The sequence below is a fragment of the cf. Phormidesmis sp. LEGE 11477 genome (assembly GCF_015207105.1).
Taxonomy (GTDB): domain Bacteria; phylum Cyanobacteriota; class Cyanobacteriia; order Phormidesmidales; family Phormidesmidaceae; genus Phormidesmis.
On the sequence record NZ_JADEXO010000069.1, the window covers coordinates 1 to 16,899 of the forward strand.

Annotated in this window: 16 protein-coding genes; 11 read left to right on the plus strand and 5 right to left on the minus strand. The window is 47.8% G+C overall.

Features of this window, described 5'->3' with window-relative positions:
• Window positions 1-373: helix-turn-helix domain-containing protein (locus IQ256_RS18035; RefSeq protein WP_193856946.1), on the minus strand; the 373-nt coding region annotated here is incomplete at its 3' end.
• Between the two features lie 389 nt (window positions 374-762).
• Between IQ256_RS18035 and IQ256_RS18040 the strand changes: the two genes are divergently transcribed.
• The 8 genes from IQ256_RS18040 to IQ256_RS18075 all read left to right on the plus strand — a co-directional run bounded on the left by IQ256_RS18040 (window position 763) and on the right by IQ256_RS18075 (window position 10,533).
• Entirely contained in the window at window positions 763-1,449 is a 687-nt protein-coding gene (locus IQ256_RS18040; RefSeq protein ID WP_193856947.1) for a RadC family protein, read from the plus strand.
• 256 nt (window positions 1,450-1,705) lie between these two features.
• The gene (gene topA / locus IQ256_RS18045) at window positions 1,706-3,871 is read left to right on the plus strand and encodes a type I DNA topoisomerase (protein ID WP_193856948.1); all 2,166 of its coding nucleotides are present in this window, start codon (window positions 1,706-1,708) and stop codon (window positions 3,869-3,871) included.
• 68 nt (window positions 3,872-3,939) lie between these two features.
• Window positions 3,940-4,371, plus strand: coding sequence for a single-stranded DNA-binding protein (locus IQ256_RS18050; protein ID WP_193856949.1), 432 nt, complete (start codon window positions 3,940-3,942; stop codon window positions 4,369-4,371).
• 41 nt (window positions 4,372-4,412) lie between these two features.
• Window positions 4,413-4,721, plus strand: coding sequence for a hypothetical protein (locus tag IQ256_RS18055; RefSeq protein WP_193856950.1), 309 nt, complete (start codon window positions 4,413-4,415; stop codon window positions 4,719-4,721).
• A gap of 9 nt (window positions 4,722-4,730) precedes the next feature.
• The gene (locus IQ256_RS18060) at window positions 4,731-8,690 is read left to right on the plus strand and encodes a hypothetical protein (protein ID WP_193856951.1); all 3,960 of its coding nucleotides are present in this window, start codon (window positions 4,731-4,733) and stop codon (window positions 8,688-8,690) included.
• 216 nt (window positions 8,691-8,906) lie between these two features.
• Window positions 8,907-9,278, plus strand: a complete 372-nt coding sequence (locus IQ256_RS18065) for a hypothetical protein (protein ID WP_193856952.1) — start codon at window positions 8,907-8,909, stop codon at window positions 9,276-9,278.
• Window positions 9,279-9,639: 361 nt separating this feature from the next.
• Window positions 9,640-10,041, plus strand: coding sequence for a hypothetical protein (locus IQ256_RS18070; protein ID WP_193856953.1), 402 nt, complete (start codon window positions 9,640-9,642; stop codon window positions 10,039-10,041).
• Window positions 10,042-10,125: 84 nt separating this feature from the next.
• Window positions 10,126-10,533 carry a hypothetical protein gene (locus IQ256_RS18075; RefSeq protein ID WP_193856954.1) on the plus strand — a complete coding sequence of 136 codons (408 nt, stop codon included), beginning with the start codon at window positions 10,126-10,128 and terminating at the stop codon, window positions 10,531-10,533.
• 32 nt (window positions 10,534-10,565) lie between these two features.
• Here the strand turns inward: IQ256_RS18075 and IQ256_RS18080 are convergent, their stop codons facing one another.
• From IQ256_RS18080 to IQ256_RS18095, 4 genes are read right to left on the minus strand one after another with little or no spacing between them, the layout of a single operon-like run.
• Window positions 10,566-10,961, minus strand: a complete 396-nt coding sequence (locus tag IQ256_RS18080; RefSeq protein ID WP_193856955.1) for a hypothetical protein — start codon at window positions 10,959-10,961, stop codon at window positions 10,566-10,568.
• A 34-nt stretch (window positions 10,962-10,995) separates the two neighbouring features.
• Entirely contained in the window at window positions 10,996-11,682 is a 687-nt protein-coding gene (locus IQ256_RS18085; RefSeq protein ID WP_193856956.1) for a hypothetical protein, read from the minus strand.
• Complete coding sequence (locus tag IQ256_RS18090; RefSeq protein WP_193856957.1) at window positions 11,683-12,465, minus strand: hypothetical protein; 783 nt, start codon at window positions 12,463-12,465, stop codon at window positions 11,683-11,685. It lies immediately after the preceding gene.
• A 17-nt stretch (window positions 12,466-12,482) separates the two neighbouring features.
• Complete coding sequence (locus IQ256_RS18095) at window positions 12,483-12,947, minus strand: hypothetical protein (protein ID WP_193856958.1); 465 nt, start codon at window positions 12,945-12,947, stop codon at window positions 12,483-12,485.
• A gap of 211 nt (window positions 12,948-13,158) precedes the next feature.
• Here IQ256_RS18095 and IQ256_RS18100 point away from each other — a divergent pair, with 211 nt between their 5' ends.
• The 3 genes from IQ256_RS18100 (at window position 13,159) to IQ256_RS18110 (ending at window position 16,896) form a co-directional block, all read left to right on the plus strand.
• Complete coding sequence (locus IQ256_RS18100) at window positions 13,159-13,461, plus strand: hypothetical protein (RefSeq protein ID WP_193856959.1); 303 nt, start codon at window positions 13,159-13,161, stop codon at window positions 13,459-13,461.
• A 118-nt stretch (window positions 13,462-13,579) separates the two neighbouring features.
• Entirely contained in the window at window positions 13,580-14,362 is a 783-nt protein-coding gene (locus tag IQ256_RS18105; protein WP_193856960.1) for a relaxase/mobilization nuclease domain-containing protein, read from the plus strand.
• 467 nt (window positions 14,363-14,829) lie between these two features.
• The gene (locus IQ256_RS18110) at window positions 14,830-16,896 is read left to right on the plus strand and encodes a M23 family metallopeptidase (RefSeq protein WP_193856961.1); all 2,067 of its coding nucleotides are present in this window, start codon (window positions 14,830-14,832) and stop codon (window positions 16,894-16,896) included.
• The last annotated feature ends 3 nt before the right edge of the window (window positions 16,897-16,899 follow it).

Genomic DNA, 16,899 nt, shown 5'->3' on the forward strand with positions numbered 1-16,899 from the left:
ACCCACCCTTACGAAAGCGAGCTGTTTGCCGATTGCTGCGCTTTTTGAACCTGGGAAACCCTACCCTTCTCCCTTGACGTTTGCCAGTGCGAGAGTCGAAGAAGTTCTTGAAAGCAACGCCTAGATCTGCGACAGATTGCTGTAGTGGGATATTGCTGACTTGTGATAGCCATTCGCGCTCAGGTGTTTGCTTAGCCTGGGTGATCGCTAACTTTTGCAAATCACTATTCTTTGGCCATTTTTCTCCCTTTGGTATCGACTTAATCAGCGCTAGTGAGTCGTTCCATACCACTCGGCAACAGCCAAAGAGCTGAGCTAGCCCTCTGATCTGCTGATTTGTTGGATAGATTCGATACTCATATCTAACTTTCATGTACTAATTGTATCAGTACAGGCAAACTGGTTTTATGAAGAATTTAAGAGAAAGCTGTACTGAAGTACATGGCCTGTATCCCATTCCTTCGGTCAGTGGATGGTCGATCAGGAATCTGAATAAAGTGCTTTGAGCACAATCCTTGAAGATCCCAGCACTCTAAACGTGAGGAGCTGGGATTTTCCTTTTTCAGCACAAAAGCTAAGCCGATTGCTACCGCAGGGAAGCGCTGAAGAATGAGGATTTATTGTAATGAACCTTTTTGGGATTCTATATAGAATCCCAAAAAATAAACATCGATCTAAGGGACTTTTCCCTTTAGGGAAATAAAACGATCGACTACACCCACAAGGCTTTCCACAAAGCCTTTTTTAGAGCTAACGCTCCGCATGACTGAAGCTATACCAAAACAAGTCATGAATGTACGCGATACCGAAGTTGGCTACAGCGCTCAGACTACAAATTCTCTCGCCGAACTCATCGGTGAAATCATAGGCTCGCAGAAAGCTAGCCTACGGCTAATGGATGAGTTAATAATTGCTGGAGAGACAGCAACCTCTAATAACATTAAGGCTCGGCTCCGCGTTCTCCTTAGCCAAACAAACATACCAGGGCTAACAGAAAAACAGACTTGCAGTTTAAAGGCTGCATGGACACTGGCAAAGGAACTTCACCTTCCTGAAGATGGCAAAGGAAAAGTGGTAGATGACCCTAGCGTCGCTGCCCAAGCCTTTCTACCAATAAGCTGGGGCTCAGTCGAGAAGTTTGGAGTACTAACGCTTGATACAAAACACCGTATACTGTCCAGTGCAGTTCTATCTGTGGGAACCGCAACAGAAACCATAGCTCATCCTAGAGATATCTTCTCTAGAGTGCTGAGGACAGGAGGGACAAGATTCGTCGTCGCTCACAACCACCCCTCTGGCTCTCTAGATCCGAGCAAAGAGGATATTGAACTAACGAGGCACCTACTGGAGTGTTCCAAGAACATGGACATTCCAATGCTAGATCATCTCATCGTCTCGCAAGGGCGGTGGTCCTCGATCAGGCAAACAACTGACCTGTGGGCAAAATAAATAGCCTTGCTCCTCCCGATACCCCTGAGATATCTCAGGGGTATTTTTTCTTGTTCTACAAGCGATCGCACCCCGGCTAAATACCAACTACTCACATAAATCAAACAGGTATACACATCAACAGAGAAAAGATGTGTCATGGGTATACAACATTCACAAAGAATTGTAATTTCCTAGCGCCTAAAAGACGTTTTTTTCTTCAGAGAAGCAGGTGCAACATATACTTAGGACAAATTGTACGCTGCGTAGTTTTCTCATGCCGTCCAAGCTATTAATCGTAGAGAGTCCTGGAAAAATCAAAAAGTTGTCGAAGATACTCGGCTCCGACTGGCTAGTCAAAGCCAGTGTCGGTCACGTTCGAGAACTTGCAAGTGATGGAGACAACTCTCTAGGATTCGATTTAGGCAACACCACCATAGACTGTCGATTTGTCTCAAGAGGCAAACGAGGGGCAAAGGTAATCAAAGATTTAAGAGCTGCTGTACGCCAAGTCAAAACCGTTGTTCTAGCTACCGACCCCGACCGCGAGGGTGAGACAATTGCATGGCATCTGAAAGAAGCCCTAAATCTGAGAGACCCTCAGCGTGTCGTCTATAGCGAGATTACGCCAAGCGCGGTAAGAGCGGCGATCGCACAACCGCGTACCATTAACCTCGATATGGTTCATTCTGGCCTCTGTCGGAGCGTCCTGGACAAGCTGGTCGGATACCGAGGTTCACCGCTGCTGTGGCAGCTTCAGAACGGCGCTAAGAGCATGGGTAGGGTACAAAGCGCAGCACTCCACATCCTCTGCGATAGGGAAAGAGCAATTCAGGCATTTGTACCGCAGGACTATTGGAGCGTATTCGTTGACTACGCTGAAGGCTTCAGAGCTTACTACCAGGGAACTGCTACTGAGACAGAAGAAGGAGACGGTCATGACGACGCGGCGAGCCCTGGTGAATCGTCTACGCCAGAATCAACTAGGGTCACAACCGAAGTAGCTGCCAATCAGCTAGTCGAGATCGCGCAGCAGCAATCCCATACCGTAACCAACATCGAGGGCAAGACGAAGAACCGCAAGCCGCCCGCGCCATTCATCACCTCCGCACTACAGCAAGCCGCTGGGTCCAGACTACGCTTTAGCCCTGAACAGACGATGAAAGTAGCCCAGTCTCTCTACGAAGCTGGCCTGATCACCTATATGCGTACAGACAGCGTCGCGCTGAGCCCTGAGTTCTGTCAGCAGGCGCGGCGGTGGTTAGAGAGTAATGACCCAGACAACGTGCCGAAGACAGTCGCCAAGCAGCGTAAAGCTAAAGGGGCGCAGGATGCACACGAAGCTATCAGGCCCACTGACCTCTATAAACCATCACAGGAACTAAGGGTAGAACTCTCAGCAGATGCTTTCGGGCTGTACGTCATGATTTGGAAGCGGGCGATCGCATCGCAGTGCAAACCAGCTCGCATCCAGCAGACGAAGATCAACACCCGGTCAGGAGACGTTTGCTGGCAGGCCAAAGGGCAGGTGGTTGTCTTCCCTGGATACACCCGCTATTGGAACAACTTGAAGACCGATGCAGCCCTACCTGAAGTAAGGCAAGGGCAATCAGTCACACCTCAGCGAGCAGCCCATGAGCAGAAGCAGACGCAGCCACCGCCGAGATACAGCGAACCCAAGCTCGTGCAGGTAATGGAGAGAAAAGGCATTGGCCGACCGAGCACCTATGCACCGACAATCAAAACGCTGAAGCAGCGGCTGTATGTAGAGGCAGCTAAAGGATCTCTTACGCCGACGCCGCTTGGTTTAGATGTCGATGCCTTCCTGATAGAAGCGCTACCCGATCTATTACAAGCAGAGTTCACCGCACAAATGGAGCAAGCGCTCGACCGAATTGCTGAAGGAAAGGAAGATTGGCAGCGGTACCTAACTGGATGGAACCACGACTACTTTGCTCCAGCCCTAGTCCAGGCAGAGGCCATTATTCCAAAGCATGTTTCTAGTACGCCAGCAGCTGGCGGTAAGAGTGGGCGATCGCTTGCCACATCAAGAACCCCTTGTCCCCAGTGCCAGAAACCAATGGCAAAAGTACCTAGCCAGAAAGTTCAGAAGAAATATTTTCTCAAATGCACAAACGGCTGCGAGAATGTTGTGCTGTTCTACTCAAAATATAGCAAGCAGTGGGAGTCACCTCGGGCAAAAGACTCGCAGGCAAAGCAGAATGACGTACGTCTGACTGAGCATCCTTGTCCGGTCTGTGAAAAGCCGATGGAGGAATACAGCTATCAGAAAAACGGGAAAGACAAGAAGTTGTTACGGTGCTCTGACACTAAAGCAAGGCGGCAAACCAGCCACAAGAATGCTGTCTATGTTCAGACAGATAGTGGATGGTGGAGTCGGACGTACGGAGAATTGAAAGAAGCAGTCACTTCAGTGCCCTAAGTCCCTTGTTCATTTGTGAACGACTGAAGATTATCCATTGAAATCTAATAGAAAGAGGCAAATCTACGATGAATAGTATCCAGCTTATCGGCTATCTAGGGGCAGACCCTGAGAAACGATCCTTTGAATCAGGTTCCACATGCTCTTTATTCACGCTTTACGTGAACGAAAGGTACAAGGACAAGAACAAACAACCTCAAGAACGAGTCCACCGCTTCCCTGTAGAAGCGTGGGGTCCAACCGCCGACTACATAGCAACCTATCTCAAGAAGGGCAGTCGGGTGTCTGTCTCAGGAAAACTAATCGAGAACACTTGGAAGGAAGGGGACCAGAACCGCAGCAGAGTAGTTGTCCGAGCACAAAATATCGAAAACCTCACCTCGGGAAGCAAGGCCGAGGAAACGAACGATAGCGAAAGCCCAGCCGCAGAACCGCTATCTACGTCCATACAAAAGAAGGGTAGTAAAACCACACGAAAAAGAAAGGTAGCAGCTCCCTAAGTTTCCACATAAGATAGGCACAGTTTAGAAGAGACAGTACAATGCCCTACGCACGACGAACAACTCCTACCACAGAACCCGGCGAACAAGATTTCCATCTCGCTTCGCTACGGCAAAGTAGTGATACTCCAGCAGACCTGCTTGCTCAAGGTGAGAGCTTTGAAGACTTACTGGCATCTGGTGTTCTGAGCGACGACCTGGATTCAGAAGGTCTAGAGACTACAGAAGAGTTCATAGCAAGAACTGAGCGAGAGAAGGCCAGTCAGCCAGCAGTTGAACCCGAGTATCTTTCAGACGAAGAAGTTGATGAGATGATCGCTAAGACTAGAGCACTATGGCCGATTAAATAGGTTGTCCTTATGCTGCAAATTAGCCGTATAGACATTAAAACGGGGGCCGAGTTAAAGGCAACGGTAGGAGGGGTGCAGCAGCCCCAGGAAAAGCTTGTAGAGAATTCCTACCTAGAGCATTGGTTGAAGAAGCATCAGTTAGTAGATTCTCAGCTCTACGTCGGCAGGATCACCCAATACGTAGACGACGTAGATCGACAGCGTTTAGAGGAAGTCGATAACAAAGTATTCATCTTTAGTAATGGAGAGGATGCATACTTCACAGACCCAGACACTGCTCGGCTCATAACGCAAGGTGACCCATCAAGAGAGATCTCACCGATCTATGCCGATGACCGGGAATCTCCGCATAACTTTGTAGCTTACGGAGGTCTGCCGCTCTCGGACGGGAAAACCTATACGGTAGTATCGTCTACTCCGACTCGCCGAGTCCAAATTTTAATAGTTAACAGCAACAGCAAGGAACAGCCATTTGGAGATCAGCCGCTTCTAGATAAAGATGGTCGGCCTACTTCTAGGCAGCAAAGAGTCGATCTCTTGAAGAAGATAGGCGACGGTACGATGCTGTTGCCAGAACCTACTATCAAAGATTTAATTACACCTGAGAAGAGAGAAGAGATTACGGCAAGGGCGCTTGAAAAAGCTGGCGTCAGCGCAGATATTACTAGCATCACTCAAGAAGCTGACCAATTAGAATCAGCTCTAGACGCCGCAGAGCGGGCAATAGATGATTATGCCAGCCGCTTAGTAACCCAATTTCGAGCGGCCACGCCAGATTTACCAGGCGTATTAAAAGGAACCGCGACTGCTAGCATATGGTGCGATCGCCTGAACGTAGATGCCATTGTTTCTATAGACGATATCAAAGGCGACAGTGAGCAATTCCAGCCTGGAATCATAGAACTTGACGAGCTATGGATCAACAGCAAGGAAGTTGCAGAATATGGACAGCAAGCAGTCGGTGCGCAGGTAAAGTCCTTCGTACCAGAAGCCACGCTCAGAGAGCTTACCCCGCAGGTAGAAAGGCAGGTAGCAGAACTCGCAGAGGTAGCATCAGATCATATTAAGCTCAAGCAGCACTACATAAAGGAAAAAGACGGCAGACAGGACGTAGATAGGCCAGATCCGCTGCTAAAGGTACTAGAAGCCGACCGATTCAATCAGTTAACAGGGTTCAGCAAAGTAAATAAGGAGCTAAATCGACATCTACAGGGCGAATGGAAGTTTAACGCCCTACAAGGTATTCGTGTTCCATCAGCAATTGCCCAGAACCATGACGGGCTTGAAGCCTGGGAAGTTTGCAACAAGCAGTTAGATCACGGTGCAATCCTCTCTGTGTACCGCTCTCCTTTCCCAAGCGCAACGGCAGCAGGAATTGTCATCAACAATAAGAATGCTATTGGAGAAGGTGATCCAGAAGCTTTACGCAAAGAAGGTGTCATCTATCTACCGCCTTGGCTGGCAGAAAACGTCCTCATCACCGATTATGATGGGGACCGAAACGGCTGTATTGAAGGATATGAGCCTACAGTAGACGATCTACCAGAACAGCTTCGCTTAGAAATGAAGAAGGTAGAAAACCTTGAACCAGAAGAGCAATACGAGGCGTGGCGATCGCTTGTTGGTAAGACAATCAACGCGATGGAGAAGGGAGAAGATAGTCGTATTGCCCCAGGAGCTTACCCGCTGGTCGTCAAAGAATTTATCGAGAAAAACGATCCGAAGGTCAGACCACCACAGATCGCTAAGCGCGAAAAGGTTAAGCATAGTTGGAAGCAGAACGAACCTCGTGCAGAGGCAACGTTCAGAGCGGCTAGAGCAGTAGCAGCCGACAAAATTGGTGAGGTTTCAAACCTGAGTATGGTTCTACAGGCACTCGCCTCAGAAATGCTGTATACGCCAGAAGAGAAGCAGGCAGGACTACTAAAGCAAGTCGCTGGTCATTATGCTGGGCTACTAGAGAAGGACAAGGCTGAGAACGGGGCTTCGTTTATTCCAACTGATGACTGGTTGAAAGAGCAGGGATTCCAAGCCTACCGCTTTAGAGAGCGGATGGAATGGATCAGCAAAGTTGGACGGCGTATCGACAAGGTGAGAGATCCGCTAGCTAGAAGGGTGTTGATTAAGGAAAACCTTCAACAAGCCTCCGCACTGGTGATGGATTTCGTCAATGGACCGAATGCGGCACAGCTTCAGGCGGCAGTTGACAGTAAAAAGAGTCAGGAGGGTATCAACGCGCTGCTCCATCGCTTCGGGAAAGCACTTCGGCACAAACCGGACCTACTCAGGGAAACGCAGAAGCTACCACAGAACTACACGGGGAATCAGACAATCCTGACTAGCACCGAAGAACCAATTGCCTGGTCCACCGAAGCAGTCAACGAAGCATATCAGGATGCGCAGCAACTTCCAGAATTACCGAATAAAGCGTTTAAAGACCTGGTTCCAAAAGACTGTACGCCAGCTCAAGAAAGCCGAGCGCTGAAGATGGCTCTTGCCTACAATCAGTTGGTCAATAGCTGGAGAGTCGCTAAGGAGCGACTGCAAGAGCGAAGACCTGAAGATCAACAGGCAACCTTGCTAGTGACTACTAAAAGCAATCGCCAGCTAGTCATCCATAGCATTGAGGATAGAGATTCAGTTCTTCCTATCTGGCGAGCTAATGAAAAGACAGACTGGACGATAAAGGTCAGCAAAAACGTTCAAGCAGAGTCTGACTCAACCCAATTCCCAGCACAGTTGGTCTTCACAGATAAAGCAGGTAAAGAACGTACTGAAGAACTAGGCTATGTGTCAGCAGCATCTGCTGCGGAGCACAATCTTGACAGCAGAATTCAACATTGGCATAAGCCACTGGTCATAGAGAGCCCTCACGCTAAGATACAGCCACCTTACGCTCAGGAAAACAACGCAGACGAGCTGATGGCGATCGCTTCTAGGTATGCTGAAACAGCAGTAGCGCAGATACCGGAAGAAGAGAGAGCGGCCTACCTATCCGCGCTCTGGAGAGAAAGCGACACTATGGGATTCGGATTAAAGCACTTTCCCGACCTATTGGCTGAGCGGGTTGTAACCGTACCTGAGATCAAGATCGCGGGCATTCAGTATCAACCGGAAGCTGTTCAAGCAATTCCTGATGGGGAGTGTACCGTCAGATTTAGTGAGTACACTTATCAAACCAAAGCAGGAATCAAAAAAACGTCTCCTTCAATATCTATAGTCACTTCAGATGGAGATGAGATGCATCTAGGCACAATCGACGCGCGATCTATACATCTGCCAATTGGCACGGCGGTGACCGCAAACATCACTGCTGAATCGTCAGGAAAGACGGCAGTAATGCAAGTACTAGATGTTGTCACTACTGAGGTCAATGAAGCAGCCATTGATGAAGCCGTAGAAGAACCCATCAGCGATCAAGAAAGCAGTGGGTACGCACCTACACGACGAGAGCTTTTGTGTTGGGCAGAGACTGCCGTTCGTGAAGGCGATGAAAAGAAAGTCAGTGAGATAATCGAGATTGGTACAGGGCTCAAGCTTGCATATAGCGAAGCCACTGGAGACCGAGAGAACAAGCCGCCTCTAGACTACTCGCATCCTAGCGTCGTTCTCAATCCGAGTACACATGAGGAAATGCGTCAGGCAGTTTCAAAGAGTAGCCAGTCTGCTAAATCTTTAGAATATATACCAACAAACAAAGAGCTTAGCCAGTGGATGCAAATCGCCGAAGACCGCCGCGATACAGAGCAAGGTATCAAAATTATACAGATAAGAGCGAAGCTCAATCAGGCTTACAGAGAAGAAACTGGTAATTTGTTCGCAGATCTACCGGAGGACTACTCACACCCTGATGTCATACTAGACGAAGAACAGCATCAGAAGATGGTCCGCGCCTTTGAAAGTCATGAAACCGCGAACGGTATAGAAACTACCCGAAAGAAAGTAAAACAACTAGAGTTTTTTGCTTAGTCCGTAATTGCGAATTAGATAAACAATTCATAGTGGATCTCTATGCAGCTTTCGTATTCTGCACAGAATACGAAAATGCGCTAACGCTCCGTAGAGGTGAAGATTTAGGATACAAAGATGATAATTATTCGCGCCCGACGAAAGCCAGTAGCCACAGAGATAGCAGAGCAGTTGAGAGGGGCTTTTGTTCTAGGAAGTATAGTAATCTATCCCTCTATGGATATTGAAGGAGCAAGACTCGCTATGTCGCTTGCAGAATCCGGACGCAAAAAGCCAAGGATAATCAACCTTCCTGTCATATCTCTGATTGCAGGACTGATGATAAGTGCCTTACCAGTTCTACTGATTTGGGGTGCATTTAGCATCTCTCCTCTCCAACAGCCCATTTCGTTTACAATGCCGATCACATCAGCATGGTTGATCGGAGGAATCTTGCTGTCATGGTACATCTATGGGGCATCGATGGCGTTGTTGCTACCACCATCCCCTCAGGGAAGTCGTCTAACAAAAAAGGCTTTGGTAGAGATGGCATTAGTCGCACTGGTGCTTATCTTCGTTTCGGCATTAGGTCTTAGCCTTTCTCTATAGAAACTGTTGACAGATTCTTGATTAGCCGATAGCTTAGAGTTGTTCTTACAGGCGATCTTTACAACGCTTCTAAGGGCCGTGCGACGCCCGCATGTAGAGACTCCCACTGATTCACCCCCAGTGGGAGTCTCTTTATTGAACAGTCTAGATAGGGTAGATAGAGATACTAAGTTACCTGAAATTCTGATGCTGCTACCGCAGCGAAGAACTAGGCTAAGAAGAAAACTGTTGTGATCACAAGCAAACTGTTGACAGTTTCTCAATTAGCCGATAGCTTAGAGTTGTTCTTACAGGCGATCGCTTCAACGCTTCTGAGAATACTCGCTTCAGGAAAACCTCCACCCCTTCAAGGAGAGACTTCATGACTTACGCAACATTTGACGCCGCTCTCAATCTCATTCTCACAGCAACAATCTACGGCGGAGCGCTATGCTTCTTCGGTGGCTTCATTGCCTTCGTCGCTTGTCACGATCTTAGTGACACTCAGGCGATCGCAGCAGAGCCAGAAGTTCAGTCTTCTCTAGATTTCAACGAAACCGCAGACGACGACGCTGAGGAAACACCTGTCGCTGACAACAGCGGAGCTTCCCAGGTCGCCGTCGAAATCACTGAAGAGCCGATCAACTTCGGCATCTGGAAAGTAGTAGATCTAAGATGTCCAAGACTTCGAGCAGCCTTTCAAATCCCGCTACGAGGAAAAGGTGATTGGCCATTGAAGAAGTCTGACTTGATCAAACTCTATCAGCAGGCGATCGCAGCCTAGCTACTCCATCGATTCATTCTCAATCCGACAGTCCCTGCATTCAGTAGGGACTCAGACCACTGTACAAAATAAACAGGAATTCCCATGACTTACTCCGAAGCTTCCACTATCGTCCGCGCTCAATTCAACGCACATCGCCCCAAAGTATCTTCTTTTCTCAATCAGGTTGAATGGGCGAAGGTCCGTAGCTTCCTGTACAACGTCACTGTCTTCGTAGGCGTTATTTGCTACCTAACCTGGCTTGCTAGTCGAGCTGCTATCAATGCAGGCAAGGCTGCGAAAGCACTATGGGTTCGCTACAAAATCGGTAACCGAGTTGTGGCGATCGCCATCTCATTGCGTTCTGACGTACCGTCCTTCCTCGACACATCTCGCAAGCAGGTGGAGGAGATGTACGGAAGATTTGGCTATAAAGTTCAGCAGGTTGTTGGCTCAATGGCTAGCGACTACCGTTCCATTCGAGAGCAGATCCAACCAGTCGCGAAAGGATAGCTCCCTATCTACGACAAAGCAGGAAATACTAGTCATCCTGCTTTGTCTGCATCCAGGATAGTTCTTCTCCGCCGCTTCGCTTTTTTGGCAGTAGATGCTGTAGGGCTTTTAGAACTACTAGCCTTTGTCTTCTTTGAGTTAGCTGATGCAGCCTTCTCAGGAAGTGCGATCGCTTCACTATCTACTTCGGTCTCCAGGCCGAATAAGTCTCTATCTTTCGGCCTAGTTAAGAACTCATCCATCAGTTTAGTCAGGTCAGCCTGGGAGAATTGGCCTGACTCTAGCTGGCTCATGATGGCGTCTCCAATCAGGAACTTACGCCGAGTCTGTTTTTTCTTTTCTTTTGTCCTCTCTTTCGCCTGAATCTGCTGGATCTGCGCTCTAATTTGAGACTGCTTGCGTTGAAGGCTCTCTAGTCTATCAGTCATGGGCTTCTCTCAACTGTGATTGATATTGCTAGCGTTATTCAATACCGAAGAAGTTCTCAATCTTCTCCAGCTTAATGATTGACCAGACGCTACGTTCTTCAGCACGGCTTATCTGACTTCCTACGCCGCTAAAAGACCAAACTATGAATAGCAATAGAACAGTACTGATAGGAATAAAAATGTTCAGTGCTACGCTCTCTATCCAGCTAAATTTCTGGACCTTCTCTTTTTTTGGAGGAAGAGCGGTCACTGTTTCTATCCCTGGTATTTGCTCCATGATGATGATCAGCGATCTCATTCCCTCTTCTAGAGCTTTCGATCGCTGCGTCTGCTCCCCGGTCACGAACTGACTCAAACTCGTCGAGGAATCCTTCAGTATCTCTGTGTTCTTTGCCAGCTGTAGAACCTGCGGAGACTGCTCCTCTTCCAAGTACCTCTTCAAGCTTTCCAAGGAGAAGCGTAGTTCCAGCGTCGAACTCGTCAGCTCTTCGCTGCGCTGCACTGATGCGAGTAGATATTCGGCCAATGTCCTCTGGTGCTCGCTCGAACCAGCCGAATCCTCCATCTTTGTCTGAAGAACCTCCATCAACCGTAGATTCGATTTGTGCCATGTCTTTAAGACCTGCTCAACAGATCTATTTTGCTGGGCCTGGTCCATACGCAGCTCTCCTATCTGTTCAGACAGGTGGGCGATCGCATTGGCTAATTTCGTATTTTCCATCTACTTCGCAGCAACGACTTCTTGCTCTTTACTACCTTTGTTTTCGGAGCTACTGTCTACCGAAGCTGATGACATCACGGAAGATATTAAGTCTTCGGTTAACGTCACCCACGTATCAATACGAACGTGGGCCGCAATATCGGCAATTTGGAAATTCTTATCTTCTACAACATCAGTCAATGGGATTTTATTGGCTCGAAGCCAGTCAATGATGACTGGCTCTACACGAGGAATGTCTAACACAGCACCGTTGCACTTATCCAAAAGTGTCCTTAGATCATTGTCACTATCGAAAGCTTTCCACTGCTCTTTCCGACTCTTCCCCATGTTCTTCAAGAAAATATGACGAATAGCAGGGTATCTTTCAGCGCTTTCTTTAAACAACTGAATTGAATCTATATCTGAGTCACTGACCCACCACTTAATAAGGCTGAATCCGTAGGTATCGCTTAACCTAGCGACACCAGATCCATCCATCCAATTATTTAACGAGGTATCTCCACCAGCAGGTAAGTCAACCAATACATCCGAACCTTTTCTTTTTTTACTCTCGGCATAGGCAAGCTTAATAATTGCATCAGGTTGAGTAGATAGCCCTGGATCATCTGAGAAGGCAATCTGATTAGTAGAGCACGTTTTGCTCAAAGCAGGCACCTCTTTATCGCCATCTATTAAAGATAGGCTCTTCTTCTTCTTCCTATAGTAAGCAACAATAGCTTCCGACCAAGCGGTCTTCCCTACATTACCCTTACTCCCTGTAACAAAATGAATCTGGATAGCCATCTAAATTCAACCCCTTACTACTGACGAAAATACATTGAACCGATCTCAAATTGCTCTTCCAAAGTTCCACCTAGCTCTAATCGTTTGAAGCCTTTCTCAGTTTCTACTGATGATTCTTCAGACTTTTCATCGGGCGTAGATTTTGACCTTTCACCATCGCTGATATTACTCGAAGTGAATAACTGCACCGATAGGTCAGAGTCTTTCTCTTCTTCAATTACGGATGTCTTGATAACCTTCCTTATTTTTTTAGAAGAAACACTGTCTGATTGCCGATATTTGTAATACCACTTTCTGAAAGTAGCAATCGCCATTTGAGAAGAATCGTCTATAGAAAGCAAACGCTTCTTACAGAGAGCGGCATAGATAGCAGGTAGAGTTTTGCCTTTAGATCGATGATGATCGATCGTAGGCATAAGATCTTTAATGATTTCCTCACAAGAACTTTTGTCAAAGTCTAACTGAAGAATCTTGTCTGTCATTCGTGAATCTCACTCATAAATTTCTTATAGCACAGTTAGGAGATAGTGTATAAAATCTTTTATTTAATCTCATCCTCGATCCGTATACAGTCTTAGCCTCAATCTGTATAAAGTCTCATCCTCGATCCGTATACAGTCTTATCCTTGATCCGTATACAGTCTCTTACATCCCAGAAAAGAAATAGCAAGATGTGGCGAGTGGGCCTACATTATGAAAACTATCAAAGTCTACTGCAACGACGAAGAGAAGCAGCGTATTCAGGCGATCGCCGAAGCGAAGGGCCTCACAACCAGTAAGTACCTTCTACAGGTAGGCTTGCGCCAGGGACAAAACGACTTACCGGAGCGGGCCCTGCTGGTTCAATTGGTTAGCTATATGGTTCAATTGATTGAGAGCGAGACTGCCTGTAACAACCTACTGGCCATCGCTCAAGATGTCCTGGAAGGCAGCTCTATCAAAGAAGCTAGAATCCAGATAGCAAAGATTTGCAAAGATGATAATCAAGGTAGTTAGAGGCCGCGAGCCAGGGGCGCTCTGTCGATATGTCTTAGCCCCTAGAAAACAAAAAGAACCAGAAAGAAGCCAGATAGAGAGGTCCGGTGTTGTTAGCCCTGTTATTCTTTGCTCAACAATGCCTGGAAGCACTACAGAGCAGCTAGCACATAACCTTCATCTACTGGCTAAGCTCAATCCCAATGTAGAGAAGATCGTCGCGCACTACTCAGTTAGCCTGCACCCGAAAGAGGCTAAGCAGGTGGGGCGATCGCAGATAGCGGCAATCTCAGAAATGATGCTTTCAGAGCTAGGGCATGGCATGTGCCCCTACTTCGGTGTAGAGCACCATGATGCGGAGCAGAAGCATTGGCATCTGGTAGCCAGTACCGTTGCTTATGATGGAAGCTGGGTTAATAACAGTTTTGAGAGATACCGAATTCGGACTCTAGAAGAGCAGCTAGCACAAAGGTTTCAGCTTCTCACCTCAAGGGAACGCGCAGCACAGCGAAAGAAGCACCTGACTACTGGCGAGTACCGACAGAAGGCCAGGACCGGAGAGGTATTACCAAAGGAAAAGCTTTGGAACGCGCTAGATGACTGCATAGAGCAGGGGATTTCTATAGAGAGGTTCGTGCTTAGCCTACGAGTAAGGTACCCCGAGATATCAGTTCAATTCAGGGAAGAAGGGTCGCAGAAAGTCGGCATTAGCTTTGGGATCGACGGTGCTGCCTTCGCTGGCCGCAGGCTAGGCAAAGCCTATTCTCTGCGTGGGCTCAGAGCGCACTACGGAATTGAAACCGTGAAAGCAGAATCCTTAGACAGAGTGCTGGCACTGTCTCCTAAGCAATGTCAAGAACTCTACGCAGATTTGCAGAGCGGTTCCGCGCAAGCTCAAAAGGCAGCAGGGTTTGATCTGTGATAACAATCTGACAACGCAAATAGTTTTCTTTTTGTAAACTTTCAATCTGTTGCTAATAGCAATAAATATGCACATAACTCAGTGTGCTTTACACAGAAAACCACCTAACCTATACAAATTTTGGCTGCTTTTATACATCGCATGTATAAAAAAGGGGTTGTTGTATACAGAAATTCAAAAAGTTGTATTGAAGTCAAACAACAGCACACTTCTTACACACTTTTTTGCTTCATTTAGCACAGTATGAACAATTGGCCTGCATCTACTACGCTATCAGGCAGAGAGTTTGGGCATAGATTATTTTTCTCAAAATACTCCTCGCGTTTCTAACCTTTCTCCTGCTGTGGCCCACTCCTGCGTATGCTCAGGAGACGGATGGTCCTGACCTATCTAACGTAACCTTCAATTCATTACCAGCCTACGAAGAGCCTGGTGACATCGCCTCTACTGGCGATCTAGCCTTTGATATGGGCTATGACCCTCAAAGGCATTGGGAAGCTGGTGATAGACCCGCTGACGTCTTTGTTCTAGGCGACTTTCAATCATCTCTTGGCGCACAATCCCTGAGCTTGGATCAGATCTCGCAGATGACAGGCTCAGACCTCTCAACCATGAGAATATCAGATGTTCCATTTCTTCAAGGTAGAAGCGTAGCCGAGGTAGCTGAAGCCACACCTATACTAGAAGACTTCACAATGGAAGAGATCCCCGCTCTCGATGGACTAGGACTCGATTCATCCATGACGCTCGGCGAGGCGATGGATCTAGATCCCTCAATCGGTGAGATGGACTTCAGCGCGATCGCAGGTGATTCAGCCGTCACCGATGTACCCAACTTGGACGTAGCTAGCATGGAGAGCTTTGAAGGCTGGGAAGCAACGGCTATCTCTGAAGTCCCAGGTCTTGGCGATGTTCCTATGGGCAGCATGTCAAATGGGCTGAGGATATTAAGCGGGTTATGGGGTAAGTTCGACATGCCCTATGGACCAAAAGAACACACTAAGACACCTACCAAATACAGCATCACTGGCAGTAATAAAGACGGGTTTGCAGTTCAGTGTAAACAGTCTAGGGGCTGTGCCCATATAGAACTTACGGGCTTTTTTATGATGCATGGGGCTCAATGGATATCTGGCGGCCCCGGAAAGGGGCAACAAATGGTCAACGGCGGAGAAGGGGTCCTTGGGGCAACCAACGGCGGCAAAGAACCGACAGGCAGACATCCTTATGGCGATCAGTTCAAAGTTGTCTTGAGTAAAGTGGTCGAATCTGAAGGGTCAGCTGAGTTCTCTTTGTACTTCAAGTACTGCTATCGAGGCATTCCAGATCTAGGATGCACACCCTATTTCCTCGGGCCAGTGCCTATGCCCGTATTAAATGCAAAAGAGAAGGGCTTGATCATTACTGGACTCCTCGATGGGCAAGGAGGGCTTACTAGTGGGCTAGAAGCACCTAGCTCGTGGGAGAAAAAGAGACCTAGTCCACCGAAAGAAGTCACAGATATAGTTGATAGATATGCGTCGTCGTACGGAAACACTAGCGGAGGTAGCCTCTGTGGTGATGGACCTGGTGGGGTCAAGCTGGAGGCTCTAGCCGAGGCATTTGAGCTTGTAGAGAGTATCGGCGACGGTAGCTACAGCGCAGTAGGCGACTGGGTAAGCATAACACCGGGCGAGACTGGAAGGGCGTTAGGAAAGTATCAGTACATGTCCTACAAGGAGATTGTGGCCGAAAAAATCGGTTCGACTCAGGCAGGGGCAAGACTGATTGCTAAAGCTAGAGCGAATCAAACGATTACGCCGCAAGAAGTCTTAGAAGGCTTTCCTCCCGACGATCAAGACAGTGTATTCGCAGAGGACCAGAAGTCTAACATAGAAGCTGCGATCGCCGCTGGCTATGAAGGAGACAAATTACTCGAAGTTGTTGGGCAAATGCATCATGGCGGAAGTGGCGTCCTAACAGATGGACGAGTCGATTCTACCAGTGTGTTGAGAGACTACGGGACGAAGTTCTTAGGATACTACAAGCAGATTTCAGCGGATATTCCAGATAGTGCAGACCGATGTAAGTCAACTGGGACATTCATTAATCCGTCCCTAGCAGGTATCAATAGCTTTTCACGTAGATTCAATCCTACCTACGGCTGGAACGCGAAGGCAAGGACAGCCGATCTCCACCTTGGTGACGATATGTTAACACCTAATGGTTCTGAGCTAGTTGCTTCTGATAGCGGCATAGTCACATATCTTGGTTGCGATCAATGCGACGGCTATGGTCGATATATGGAAGTCACTCACGATGGTGGCTACAGCACACTTTACACCCACTTACTCAAGCGGTTAGCGCCTGATGGAGCCCGTGTAAGACAAGGCGAAGTTATTGCCCTCTCAGGAGGTATAAAAGGTGCTCCGGGATCTGGAAACTCAAGTGGAGCGCATATGCATTTTGAGGTACGGCTAAACGGTAGAGCAATTGATCCACTGGGCGTGGTTGACTACACTAAAACGGCATATGATTTAGAGGCGGGTCCATGAGCA